This window comes from Butyrivibrio sp. AE3004 (assembly GCF_000703165.1).
Lineage (GTDB): Bacteria > Bacillota > Clostridia > Lachnospirales > Lachnospiraceae > Butyrivibrio.
Genome location: NZ_JNLQ01000002.1, coordinates 662,830 through 675,057, shown reverse-complemented (window position 1 = coordinate 675,057; position 12,228 = coordinate 662,830). Strand labels below are relative to the sequence as shown.

The 12,228-nt window shown below is 40.9% G+C and carries 10 protein-coding genes; 4 read left to right on the top strand and 6 right to left on the bottom strand.

The genetic code is table 11. The annotated features are described in order from the left end of the window. Position 1: 1 nt before the first annotated feature. From BV60_RS0106140 to BV60_RS0106125, 4 genes are all read right to left on the bottom strand, one after another. Positions 2–2,800 (bottom strand): alpha-L-rhamnosidase, encoded by a 2,799-nt coding sequence (locus tag BV60_RS0106140; protein WP_029320269.1) that lies wholly within the window; start codon positions 2,798–2,800, stop codon positions 2–4. Positions 2,801–3,128: 328 nt separating this feature from the next. Beyond that, positions 3,129–3,794 (bottom strand): hypothetical protein, encoded by a 666-nt coding sequence (locus BV60_RS0106135; RefSeq protein ID WP_156035992.1) that lies wholly within the window; start codon positions 3,792–3,794, stop codon positions 3,129–3,131. A 121-nt stretch (positions 3,795–3,915) separates the two neighbouring features. Further along, on the bottom strand, positions 3,916–5,793 hold the full coding sequence (locus BV60_RS0106130) for a threonine--tRNA ligase (protein ID WP_029320267.1): 1,878 nt from the start codon (positions 5,791–5,793) through the stop codon (positions 3,916–3,918). A gap of 214 nt (positions 5,794–6,007) precedes the next feature. After that, positions 6,008–6,517, bottom strand: coding sequence for an SEC-C metal-binding domain-containing protein (locus tag BV60_RS0106125; RefSeq protein ID WP_029320266.1), 510 nt, complete (start codon positions 6,515–6,517; stop codon positions 6,008–6,010). A gap of 317 nt (positions 6,518–6,834) precedes the next feature. Between BV60_RS0106125 and BV60_RS0106120 the strand changes: the two genes are divergently transcribed. Both BV60_RS0106120 and BV60_RS0106115 read left to right on the top strand, forming a co-directional pair. Further along, a complete protein-coding gene (locus BV60_RS0106120) occupies positions 6,835–7,680 on the top strand; it encodes a murein hydrolase activator EnvC family protein (protein WP_029320265.1) in 846 nt (281 codons plus the stop codon). A gap of 37 nt (positions 7,681–7,717) precedes the next feature. Then, a complete protein-coding gene (locus tag BV60_RS0106115) occupies positions 7,718–8,140 on the top strand; it encodes a bactofilin family protein (RefSeq protein ID WP_051656544.1) in 423 nt (140 codons plus the stop codon). A gap of 157 nt (positions 8,141–8,297) precedes the next feature. On the opposite strand, the gene BV60_RS0106110 is transcribed toward BV60_RS0106115, so the two are convergent. Then, on the bottom strand, positions 8,298–8,588 hold the full coding sequence (locus tag BV60_RS0106110) for a YerC/YecD family TrpR-related protein (protein ID WP_029320263.1): 291 nt from the start codon (positions 8,586–8,588) through the stop codon (positions 8,298–8,300). A 299-nt stretch (positions 8,589–8,887) separates the two neighbouring features. On the opposite strand from BV60_RS0106110, the gene BV60_RS0106105 reads away from it, so the two are divergent. Next, positions 8,888–9,088, top strand: coding sequence for a cold-shock protein (locus tag BV60_RS0106105; protein ID WP_022761586.1), 201 nt, complete (start codon positions 8,888–8,890; stop codon positions 9,086–9,088). Between the two features lie 216 nt (positions 9,089–9,304). Next, complete coding sequence (locus tag BV60_RS0106100; protein ID WP_029320262.1) at positions 9,305–11,104, top strand: methyl-accepting chemotaxis protein; 1,800 nt, start codon at positions 9,305–9,307, stop codon at positions 11,102–11,104. Positions 11,105–11,384: 280 nt separating this feature from the next. On the opposite strand, the gene hisA is transcribed toward BV60_RS0106100, so the two are convergent. Beyond that, a complete protein-coding gene (gene hisA / locus BV60_RS0106095) occupies positions 11,385–12,161 on the bottom strand; it encodes a phosphoribosylformimino-5-aminoimidazole carboxamide ribotide isomerase (RefSeq protein WP_029320261.1) in 777 nt (258 codons plus the stop codon). Between the last annotated feature and the right edge of the window lie 67 nt (positions 12,162–12,228).

Below are 12,228 nucleotides of genomic sequence, written 5' to 3'. Positions count from 1 at the left end.
ATTACCACCTCTTAAGTTTAAATATCTTATCTGTAACAGGGTTAACCGTCTCCGGCGAAAAGCCCATGTAGAATAAAAACGGCAGCTCTCCCAGGGTGTGATTACCGTTTTCAGGATCATGATTTTTGATTATTCCAAAAGCAACGGGAAGCTCCTTTTGCAAAATTCCCATTACTTCATCATCCTTCTCAAGTTCGGAAAGTCTGGTTTCAGCTCCGTACACATATCGGTAATCCTTAGACGGCATATAACTGATATCATAAGTTCCTGCAGGGAGCGTAATCATCCCATCCCAATTTACAGAATCTACATCAATGCAATCAGCATTAAACATATTTTTGCTAAATCTCGGAAGCCTTACATCTGCGCCCCCGCCAAACGGAATTTCAATATGCAGGGTGATTTTTCCATCTTCTTCGATTTTCCAGTTCGAAACATATTTGCCCTGTGCAGTTACCATCGAGGCTCCAAAATGTCTGAATCTCATAGACGGTTCGGGAGCAATGACAGCACGTTTAAAACCTTCTGCAGCGGGACGAAGTCCACCGATATATTCATACATGAACTGTACAATCGTTCCGTAGGAATAGTGATTTAATGAATTCATTCCCTCTCCGCAAATGGAGCCATCAGGCATTACAGAATTCCATCTCTCCCAGATTGTAGTAGCCCCGAGATTTACGCAGTAAAGCCAGCTCGGGAAATCTTCATTAAACAGGAATTGATAAGCAAGGTCCATCCTTCCGATTTTTGCAAGGGTGGTACAAAGAAGCGGTGCTCCTACAAATCCGCATTTTATCTTAAAGCAGTCTTTTGTAAGTCTCTCCACAAACTGCTCTGTAAGTTTGTCTTTGTCCACGTATATATCAAAAGCAAGAGCCACGATGTAAGCAGCCTGAGTATCGCAGGCAAGCCTTCCGTTTTTTGAGAAATACTCATCAAGGATTGCTCCCTTAACCTTCTTTGCCAGTGCTTCGTATTTTTCCCGATCATCTTTATAGCCAAGACGCTCCGCCATTTTTGCGGTAATGACCGTAGACCTGTAATAATAAACAGCAGACAGATAATTATCATCAGTTCCGCCCTTAAAGCTCTGCTCTGTAATTCCGTCGAGCCCCAGCCAGTCGCCAAACTGGAAAGGCAATATAAAGAAGCCTTTATCGCCATGCTCCTCATCATTTCTGTGCATGTATTCGACCCAGCCCTTCATCATCTCATAGTGCTCTTTAATGTCTTCAAGATTTCCGAAGGTGTTATACAAAACCTCGGGAACTATCGTGCTGACATCTGCCCATATACTTGCAACTCCTGCAAGATTACCTGCAGTATTAGGAAGAAAGCTTGCCACTGCACCTTCATGACGCTTTGCGTCAGACCCCAGATCACGCAGAAACTTTCTGTAAAAAGCTCTCGTATCCATGTTGTAGCTCGCTGTCTGTGAAAATACCTGTGCATCTCCGGTCCAGCCAAGCCTCTCATTTCTTTGAGGACAGTCTGTGGGCATATCTATGAAGTTGGACTTTTGACCCCATATACAGTTCTCATAGAGTCTGTTTATCTTTTCATTATCGGTTTCAATGAAGCCTGTTCTCTCCATATCTGAATAGATTACGTTTGATCTGATTTTCTCCGTAGTAAGTTCTATGTCCCCCGGCCAACCTGTGATTCTTAAATATCTGTATCCAAAGAAGGTAAACTTAGGATGTATGGTTTCCTTTCTTCCATCTGAAATGTATACGAACCGGGATCTTGCTTCGCGATAATTCTTATTAAAAAAGTTCCCTTCCTGCAGTATCTCACCACAATCTATTATGATTTTTGTATCTGCCGGAAAATCAGCGTCTATCTCCATAATTCCCGCATGGTTCTGGCCAAAATCAACAACCGTCTCCCCTGCAGGTGTATGTATTATTTCTTTTGCATTAAGAACTTCTTTTACAATCACCGGAATACTGTATCTGTCCAAAAGCTCTCTTTGCCCGCAGGTTACCTGTGCATTTCCCATGGAAGGCGTACCTGCAGTTCTGTCGATATCTTCTCCGTAATAAATCCCGGAATCGGTTACATCATTCTTCAAAACCTCAAAGCTGTCATCTGTCCCGATTACTTCATGACTTCCATCCGCATAGTCTACATGAAGCTCTGCTATAGCCTCCATTCTGTCTCCGAAATTATAACCGCCCTCAAGTCCGAAGTTGCTCATATACCAGCCCTTTGCAACCTGAATATCCAGAACACTTTTCTCGTTTAATTCATCAGTAACATCAAAGGTAATTATCTGCATTCCGGTCTCATAGTCATTTATATAAGGTGTAAGAATTTCATTTCCGATCTTCTTCCCGTCAAGATAGGCCTCAAAAACTCCAAGGCAGCTGACATACAGCCTTGCACTGGCAGGTTTTTCTTTTAAAGAAAGCTCTTTTCTGAAAATCGGATGATAGCATTCTCCTTCGCCTGCTGCGATCCATTTTCCCATCCAGGGTTCATCCATTTTCCCCGTTTCAAAAAACTGCGTCTTGGATGTAGCGCGGTCATCCCTGTCACCGGTTACAGTTACTCTCCAGAAATATCTTGTCCTTGGTTTTAATTCTATATTTATAACCTCTCCGCTCTGATCAAGCTCCGAAGATTCCTTTTTGTACAATATCTCATTAAATTCACTATCTGTAGAAACCTCCAAGACTCCGCTTTTAAGAGACTTTGAAGTCGTCTCTTCCACGTTCCAGGATGCTATTATCTTTTTAAAGCAATATCCGATCGGATTAACTATTCCATTAAGCTTTGTTCTTGTTATTTTCATTGCTTACCTCTCACCTTCTTATATGAAACATTTCTTTTATCTGACTCAAAGCGGTCAGTTATAGGCACCGTATCTTTTTCTTATTCTTATTTTATTTTCTAATGTCAAATTAAAAAATGTTTTTTCTTTTTTCATATCCGACATTTTTTCAGTTACAATTTTCTTTATTTCATATGTGGAAAAAAATCAATTAATTAACTTGAACTTCGCATATTGAAAAACAGGCCTGAGAGTAATTCTTACAATAAAGAAAAAAACTCTCATGTTATCGCATTTCTTATCAAAACGCTTTAACATAAGAGTTTTTTATAATCTATTATTCACTTACTTAATCCAGCTTTATAACATGAATGCTCTCAAGGCTCTCAATAAATGCCTCTTCGAAATCATCATCAGCAGCGCGGGAAAAAACCACAGTAAAAACTTTATTTGATGAAAGCACAATTGCAGTCATCTGATGTATGGTCTGCGCATTTTCGGGTGTGAATGAAGTCTTAATCAAATAGCCCGGAAAACCGTCAAATTCCTTTTTCTCAAAAGTTTCCATAGTGAAGTTTATGTTCTCACCATATAGATTCTGATAGTTTTCCTTCTGGATGCTTTCATACATTTTGGATGTAAGCTCATTATATCTGTATTCCACACCGTTATCAGCGGTCTTACCTGCTGCCTTTTCAGCATTGGTTAATACTTTCTCCTTTGGAAGCACTGTCATGTTATAAGTAACATTTGCCGATTCCAAGGGATAATGTTCATTTACGTATTGCCCCGGTATGTCAGAGATATGAAAGCCTGCGGGAACTATAAATGTACAGCTAAGTGCTTTAGGAAGACTTCCAAACTCCGAAGGTGCATTCGCCTCTTCTTTGTTTTCGTTTTTACCGTCAACAATATCATCAAGAACTGCTCCTGCACCAACCGAGGTAGCATCCGTAATACTCTCCGCAAAAACCCTCAGGGAGCCATTTCCATAACCGATCACCGCTATAGTCATTCCCGCCAGAGCTATAATTTTACATATGTTTTTTTTACATAAAAAATTTTTAAAAAACAACAAACGATCACCTACCAAATTACCCGTAAGCACAGAGTGCTTACGGGTGGTATAAAGCTAATTATTCAACACTGTCAATAAGCTCAAGTGTATGTTCAGCATTCATCTTCTTGCACATCTCAACAAACTTCTCAAGAGGTACATTCTGAATCTGCTTGTTGGAGCCGCGAACATTGATGGATACTGTGTTCTCTGCAGCTTCCTTATCACCAAGTACGATGATATAAGGATCTTTGTAGTTCTTAAACTTCTTGATCTTCTCCTTCATGTTGTTGTCGGAGTAATCAGCCTCTACATCAATTCCGTTCTCGAAAAGAAGATCAGCAACCTTCTTAGCATATTCGTTATGCTCAACACGAATCGGAACAATACCTACCTGATAAGGACTGAGCCAGAACGGGAATGCACCCTTGAAGTTCTCGATAATGATACCGATGAATCTCTCAAGCGATCCGTAAATAGCTCTGTGAATAACAACAGGCATTTCAAGGCTTCCGTCCTGTGCCTGATATGTAAGGCCAAAGTTATGAGGAAGCTGGAAGTCAAGCTGAACAGTACCGCACTGCCATTCTCTTCCAAGAGCGTCCTTGATCTGAAGGTCAATCTTAGGGCCATAGAAAGCTCCGTCACCCTCGTTGATCTCATAGCCGCCCTCTCCGTAGGTCTTATCAAGGATGTTCTTAAGAGCAGCCTCTGCTCTGTTCCAAACCTCGATATCACCCATAAAGTCCTCGGGACGTGTTGAAAACTCAGCTCTGTAGGTTACACCGAAAGTCTTGTAGATCTCATCAGCAATTGCAATGATATCAGCAATCTCATCCTCGATCTGTGACTCCATTACGAATGTATGGTCATCATCCTGTCTGAACTCCTGAACACGGAAAAGACCGTTCATCTGTCCTGACTTTTCTTTTCTGTGAAGGACATCATACTCACTGTAACGAATAGGAAGTTCCTTATATGAATGAACTGTTCTCTTATATGTCATCATGGCATTAGGGCAGTTCATAGGCTTAGCACCCATTGTGTCAATCTGCTCTCTGTTATAGATAACAGATCCTCTCTCAATCTTAACAGGTGCCTTAGGTGCATCCTCATCCATACTCTCTGCTACATCCGGTATATTTGTGTCTGCCTGTACGTGACCTGCAATACCGGGAACAATAAACATGTTGTTGATGTAGTGAGCCCAGTGACCACTGATGAGCCACAGCTTCTTATTATCGATAAGAGGCGCTGCTATCTCAGTGTATCCGTGTCTCTCCTGTATATCTCTTGAGAATTTAAGAAGCTTCTGATACATTCTCCAGCCTCTGGGAAGCCAGTAAGGCATACCGGGAGCTGTCTCATCAAACATGAAAAGGTCGAGCTGTGCGCCAATCTTTTTATGATCGCGCTCAAGTGCTTCCTGGATCATCTTAAGGTGAGCCTTAAGCTCATCCTTTGTAGGAAATGCATAGAGATAGATTCTTGTCATGGAATCTCTCTTCTCATCGCCTCTCCAGTAAGCTCCGGAAACTGCCTTTACCTTGTATGAAACATTCATCAATTCCTGAGAGTTCTCAACGTGAGGTCCGCGGCAAAGATCGATGAAATCATCACCTGTATTGTAGGTTGTGATAGTCTCGCCATCAGGAAGATCATTTATAAGCTCAGTCTTAAATTTCTGATCCTTGAAAATCTCAAGTGCTTCTTCCTTTGAAACCTCTTTTCTGGTCCAATCCTCTCTTCTCTTGATGATCTCGCGCATCTTATCCTCGATTGCCTTGAAATCATCCTCTGTTACAGCCTTTGGCAAAACGAAGTCATAATAGCAACCGTCTGCCACCTGCGGACCAATTGCGTACTGTGTCTCCTTACCGTAAATCTCAATTACGGCCTTTGCCAGAATGTGTGCCAATGAATGGCGATACACTTCTTTGAATTCTTCTTTTGTCATCTCTTTCTCCTTCTACCATACCAACCGGGTATAGTTACTATTTATTAAAAAAACCCTCATCCGGCCCATCGGGCCACCTTCTCCCTTAGCGAGAGAAGGCTTTATGAGGTGTTCTTTTCTTTATTGACATCTTAAATCCAAAACAGATTTTAAAATGTGGCATTCCCCATTTTTTTTTTGGGGGGGACATATATAGTTTTCGGATAAAATCCAATTAGAATTTACCTTTACCGTGGCACTTCTTATACTTTTTGCCACTTCCGCACGGGCAGGGATCGTTAGGATAAACCTTGTTCTCCTTGCGAACAGTCTGAGAAGCCTTCTGCTCCTTGTAAAGTTCCTTCTGCTTCTCCTCTGAGAAGATCTCGTTCCATTCAGGAAGACCGTAAAGCCAGTCAGCACCTGCTGCAACCATGTTCTTGTAAAGAAGTTCCTTATCAAAGCCAAGAGAAACCTCTGTATTCTCATCCATCTCTTCGATAGGATTCTGTTCCTTAAGTGAATCATTGATACCATCAAGGAAACCTGTCATTGTCATGATATCTATGCTATATTTCTCAGCCAGTTCTTTAACTGTGCCTTTAACTTCCTCATCAGGATTTTTAAGAAGGATTGCGTAGATTTCTTTTTCCTTCTGGAAATAATCTGTCCAAAGTTTCTGCAGCTGTGCCTTATCAGCTTTTTCTGAATAAGCCATATCACGCCACTGTTGTAATAATGCCATAATGTAACCTCACTTCCAAATTAAATGTATTTCTATGTGCTCATGTTTTCCATGTCGCAATCCCTCATATTATATTATGTTTTTACTGCAATGTAAACATTCACTACTATGCTCAAAACTGGCTCTTTACGCATTTTTGTCAGTTACAGCTTTGACTTCCATGGGGTAAATAACAAACATATATAGATTCCTGAGCTCATTTTCATCTTTGCGTTCAGGAAGTCATGATGAATCTGCACACATATATTAAAATATGCAACAATCTTGGCTAATTAAGGGAATTGTGGTATCATATGCCTAGTTTAGAGGGGGTTCTTATGGCAAACTATAATAAACCTAAAAAACACAGACATAAAAGACATTATACTTTTATGATAATTTCAGGAGACTCTGACGGAAGTAGTGAAAGCTTTCATCTAAGTCATATTGCCACTCAGGTTGTGGCTTTTTCTCTATTTGCCATTTTTGTAGCACTGGTGTGCTTTCTTGTGCATTCAGCAATCACGGTTTCATCTTTAAAAAAATATGCAAACGAGCAGGATGCCAAGATTCTTGAGCTTGATACGACAAACAAAGAACTCACCCAAGCCAATTCAGAACTTCAGAATGAGGTTAGTCAGCTGAGCCAGGCACTTAACCAGAAGGTTGAGGCTGAGGCACAGACTGCAGCCGAAGAAGAACAACTCAGCATTCCTTCCCAACTTCCGATTTCCGGAACTGCTTCCATGATCAACACTTATGATGACCCGAATTCCTCTGATATTGCAATTGCCGGTATTATCGATGCCGACGGCAATGCTGTGGAAAAAGCTGAAGGTGAAGAAAACGAAGAAAATGCCGAAGAGCCTGTGGATGTATCAAAGCTTGATCCAATCCTCATTCTTTCTACCGAAGAGAATTCCACAATTATTGCCTCAGGTTCCGGTACGGTAGCTTCAGTTGCAGGAGATATCAAATACGGAAACTGTGTGACAATCGATCACGGCAATGGTTACATATCCATTTATCGAAACGCCGGTGACAGTCTTGTCCACGAAGGTGATACAGTCACAAAAGGTACTGCACTTTTTGTAGTCGGAAGTGATAACACAAAACTTGGATATCAGATAAAAAAAGACGGAGTATTTATAAACCCGGAAGAGCTCGCTCAAATAAACGGGTAAATACATATGGTAATCATCCCATTTCAAGGAGGAAACAATGGCACTTTTTAACAACTCAAAGGAAGGCGGTCTTGATGTCGCCGCAGAACCCATAACATCATTCATCGCAGCAGGCGCTATCGTTGATGGTCCTTTTTCCGCAAAGGAAAGCACAAGAATAGACGGCACCATAAACGGCAATGTATCTGTAAACGGTTCACTTATAGTTGGACCGGAGGCAAAAATAGTCGGAGCTGTTTCAGCCACCAACCTTTTTCTCGCAGGTGAAATTCAGGGAAATGTAAGCGCAGGAACAGGCAAGGTTGAGATCAGTGACACCGGAAAGCTTATCGGAGATCTGACCGCCAAAACCCTTGTAATAGATGAAAATGCAATCTTCCAGGGGCAATGCAATATGACAGCTGATAAGACTTCTGCAGAAACCGCCAAGGAACGAGCTACCGCTACCACAAACAACTGACATCAGATATTCGAGATCTGAAAATTTACGGAAAACAGAATAATTTCTTATAAGACAAAAAAATCCCCGTGACACATTTTTTCTTCCTCAGCAGATGCTGTTTAATCAAGCCTGCTGAAAATGAAAATATATATCACGGGGTATTTTGTTTTTGTCCTTACTGTTCCTTCATACGTTGGAAAACAAGTGCATAACCGTCGTCACCGTAATTAAGTGATCTGTTCACACGGCTGATCGTGGCTGTAGATGCACCGGTCTTCTCAGCTATTTCAAGGTAAGTTTTATGTTCTCTAAGCATTGCTGCCACCTCAAATCTCTGTGAAAGTGACATCAATTCGTTAACGGTACATAAATCTTCAAAAAAACTGTAGCACTCTTCCTTATTATCGAGTGACAATATAGCCTCAAAAAGGTGATCGACTGCCTCTGTACGAATTTTCTTGTTCATACAATCCTCCAATATTTCGATTGCAGTAATAATCTCTTTAAAATAAAAATTTGCAAGTTTACTATATTTCGTCAATTCACTTCACTGCTTGCATATTTTAACACACTAAACAATTAAAGTAAAGTAATGCCGGTCAAGCTTAGATGAATTGTGAATTTTTTCGCGAATATTTTAATAATTCCTTTACTTTTAAGTAGTCTTGTGATATTCTAATTATGTTGTTTTAATACAACATATCGTCAATTGATGTACTCGAATGACGATAAGAACTATTTTTTTATTTTTAGTGGAGGTAAGCTATGAACAAGGGTACAGTTAAGTGGTTCAACAACCAGAAGGGTTACGGCTTCATTTCTGATGAGGCAGGCAATGATGTATTCGTACATTATTCAGGACTCAACATGGAGGGCTTCAAGTCTCTCGACGAAGGCGCTGCAGTTGATTACGATGTAATCCAGGGCGAAAAAGGACCGCAGGCCGTTAACGTTAATAAGCTTTAATTAACGGCAAACATTTTAATCAAGACTACAATGTGCCTTATTCTTTATATATAGAATCAGCAGATGTACAAATGATTAATCAAGAACCCATCCGGTAACGGATGGGTTTTTTGAGTGCAATCTAATTTTACCAAAATTTTATACTAAATTAATTGTTATACCAAACACGGTTTGCTATTCTAAATGTGTGTTTCAATTTCTTATGGAGGTATAACGATGCAAAAACGAAACGGTTCTTTATTGTATTCTCTTATTGCAGTCATTGCAGGTGCCGTTATTATTACGGGTATCGTCATTGAGCTTTTCACAATCAACAGCACCATTGCCACCAATAATACGCAGACAGCTGCATACCGCGAACGTCTGATGGCCGATCAGCAATCAGAATTAAAAAATCAGGTTCAAAACGTTGTAAGCCTGGTTGAACAGGTACATAACGCAGCTAAGTCCGGTGCAATCACAGAAGATGACGCCAAAAGAATTGCCGCAGATTATGTACGTGAGCTTCGTTACATGGATGGTGACGGATACTTTTGGATTGATACAACAGAAGGTATAAACGTTGTACTTCTTGGACGTGAAAACACAGAAGGTCAGAGTCGTATTGATTCTGTTGACCCTAACGGCGTTCATATGATCCAGGATTTCATCGCTAACGCTAAGGCAGGCGGCGGATTTTCATATTTCAGTTTTCCTAAACCGAATGAAACAGAGCCTCTTCCCAAGATGGGTTACACACAGCTCTATGAGCCTTGGAACTGGGTAATCGGAACCGGTGTATGGATTGACCACATTGATAATCTTGAAGCTGAGTATAAAGAAGCTGCTCAGGAAGCTCTTAGCAAGGCTATTATTAAATCCGTAATAGTACTTCTGGTTCTTATCGTTTTAGGCGTAATCCTTGCCTTCTATATTGGTAAAAAAATCACAACTCCCATTATTCTTGTTGCTAAGGAAATGGAGAAAATGGCGAACAGTGACTTTAGTGATAATTCTGACATGAAGAAGGTTCGTCCTCTTAAAAAGAACAATAATGAGATTGGTCTTATCTCCGATGCTCTTGATCTCTTACACGGAAATATCAGAGAGCTTATGGCAAAGATTTCAGATACAACTGCTTACGTTGCATCAGCTTCAGAAGAGCTTTCAGCAAGTGCTTCTCAGTCAGCTGAAGCCAGCGAAATGGTTGCAAATTCTTGCACGAATGTTGCAAACTCCTGCAGCGGTCAGATTACAGCTGTATCCGGTGCAAGTAATGAAACACAGGCATTTGTAAATAACATGCAGGAATTCCAGGATGCTATCGTCGCTTCAAGCGAGATGATTCAGGCCACTAATGAAGCAGCTACCAAGGGTGCTGCAGATATGAATCATGCAACTACCATGATGGAAACCATTAAAGATTCTGTTGAAAATACAGCAACTATGGTTGAAGGCCTTGGTGACAAGCTTAAGAACATTGATTCCTTCGTTGACACAATTGCTGAAATTGCAAGTCAGACAAACCTTCTTTCCCTTAACGCCAGCATTGAGGCTGCACGTGCAGGAGAAATGGGTAAAGGCTTTGCGGTTGTTGCAAGTGAGATCAGCAAGCTTGCCGATCAGTCAAACGAAGCAGCAAACAATATCACTGTTCTCATTGAGGATATCATGAAGAGCTCTGAAGAAGCGGTTGAGTCCATGCGTGAAGGCGCACAGAGCGTTATTGAAGGCTCAGAGGTTGTAAACGAAGCCGGAAATACCTTCAATGAAATCGTTAACAAAGTTCATTCCGTTTCAGAGCAAAGTGCACGCATGAGCGAAATTGTTGATCAGCTCTCCGGCGGTACCGAGACTATTGCTCACAACATCCAGAAGATTGAGGAAATGAGCGTTAACGTAGCAGACGAAACACAGAATGTATCTGCAGCATCACAGGAACAGACCGCATCAACTCACGAAGTTGCGGAAGCTTCCGACCGTCTCGCCGAGAATGCTCAGGAACTTCAGGATTTCGTTGCAAAATTCTCATTATAAACATTGCTTAAGCAGACTTCTTGAACGTAAAAATAAAAATGCATTAAGGAATCTATAAACGTATCCCCGGGTATATGTATTTTCACTTCCGCCCTATTACATTTACAGTAATAGCGGCAGGGAATTGAACTTACATATACCCGGGGATTTTTAACATTTAATCGAATTTTATAAACAATGATCTAAAATTGAATTTCTAATGATATTTGAAAATACTCATATTCTTCGTTTTTTCGTAAAAACATGTTTTAGTATCATGACGTCATAAATCTTTGGATTATCATTTTCTGAGAAACTCAAGAAGCTCTGAAAATTTCATGTTACCGCCAAAGATATCAAGAGCACTTCCAACCGTTACATCCAGTTTTCCGTCGGCACATTCCTTCAGAGAAGTAAGGTCTTCGAAGTTATGTACTCCTCCGGCATAGGTCGTGGGAAGCTGTCCCCATTTTCCAAGCATTGATGCAAGCTCCACCTCAATACCCGACTGTTTGCCTTCAACATCTACCGCATGAATAAGGAATTCGTCACAATAAGAGGAAAACTCATCCAGTGTTGATGCATTCACCTCTACTTCCGTCATCTTCTGCCATCTGTCGGTAACAATATAATATTTATCATCCTTTTTCCGGCAGCTTAGATCAAGTACAAGATGCTCTTTTCCAACCTCATTAAGGAGCTTACGAAGATTGTCATAGTTTACTTTTCCATCCTTAAACACGTAGCTCGTGACTATGACATGTGATGCCCCTGCATCAAGAAATCTCCATGCATTATCTGCCGTTATTCCACCGCCTATCTGAAGGTATCCCGGAGTCTCTCTAAGCGCAGAAAGTGCCTGATTTGCCGTAGCTTCATAGTATGGGCTGTCTATAGCATTAAGGATTATTATGTGTCCGCCATATAGCCCTTTTTCTTTATACAGGCGTGCAAAAAAAGCAGCGTCCTGCTCTGACACGAAGTTCTCCGTAGCCAAGTCCCCCATGTCCCTTAGGCTGCTGCCCACAATCTGCTTAACCTGTCCGTTATGTATGTCTATGCAAGGTCTGAATCTCATATATCCCTCTTCACATCCGATATACCGGTCGTGTATATCGGTAATTAAAAAATTCATAGCTGAGCGG

What these genes read in the sequence shown, in the direction of transcription:
- BV60_RS0106125 (WP_029320266.1), bottom strand. Translation starts at nt 6,517, where the DNA reads ATGGCATTATTACAACAGTGGCGTGATATGGCTTATTCAGAAAAAGCT.
- BV60_RS0106115 (WP_051656544.1), top strand. Translation starts at nt 7,718, where the DNA reads ATGGCACTTTTTAACAACTCAAAGGAAGGCGGTCTTGATGTCGCCGCA.
- BV60_RS0106130 (WP_029320267.1), bottom strand. Translation starts at nt 5,793, where the DNA reads ATGACAAAAGAAGAATTCAAAGAAGTGTATCGCCATTCATTGGCACAC.
- BV60_RS0106110 (WP_029320263.1), bottom strand. Translation starts at nt 8,588, where the DNA reads ATGAACAAGAAAATTCGTACAGAGGCAGTCGATCACCTTTTTGAGGCT.
- BV60_RS0106120 (WP_029320265.1), top strand. Translation starts at nt 6,835, where the DNA reads ATGGCAAACTATAATAAACCTAAAAAACACAGACATAAAAGACATTAT.
- BV60_RS0106105 (WP_022761586.1), top strand. Translation starts at nt 8,888, where the DNA reads ATGAACAAGGGTACAGTTAAGTGGTTCAACAACCAGAAGGGTTACGGC.
- BV60_RS0106135 (WP_156035992.1), bottom strand. Translation starts at nt 3,794, where the DNA reads ATGACTATAGCGGTGATCGGTTATGGAAATGGCTCCCTGAGGGTTTTT.
- BV60_RS0106140 (WP_029320269.1), bottom strand. Translation starts at nt 2,800, where the DNA reads ATGAAAATAACAAGAACAAAGCTTAATGGAATAGTTAATCCGATCGGA.
- hisA (WP_029320261.1), bottom strand. Translation starts at nt 12,161, where the DNA reads ATGAGATTCAGACCTTGCATAGACATACATAACGGACAGGTTAAGCAG.
- BV60_RS0106100 (WP_029320262.1), top strand. Translation starts at nt 9,305, where the DNA reads ATGCAAAAACGAAACGGTTCTTTATTGTATTCTCTTATTGCAGTCATT.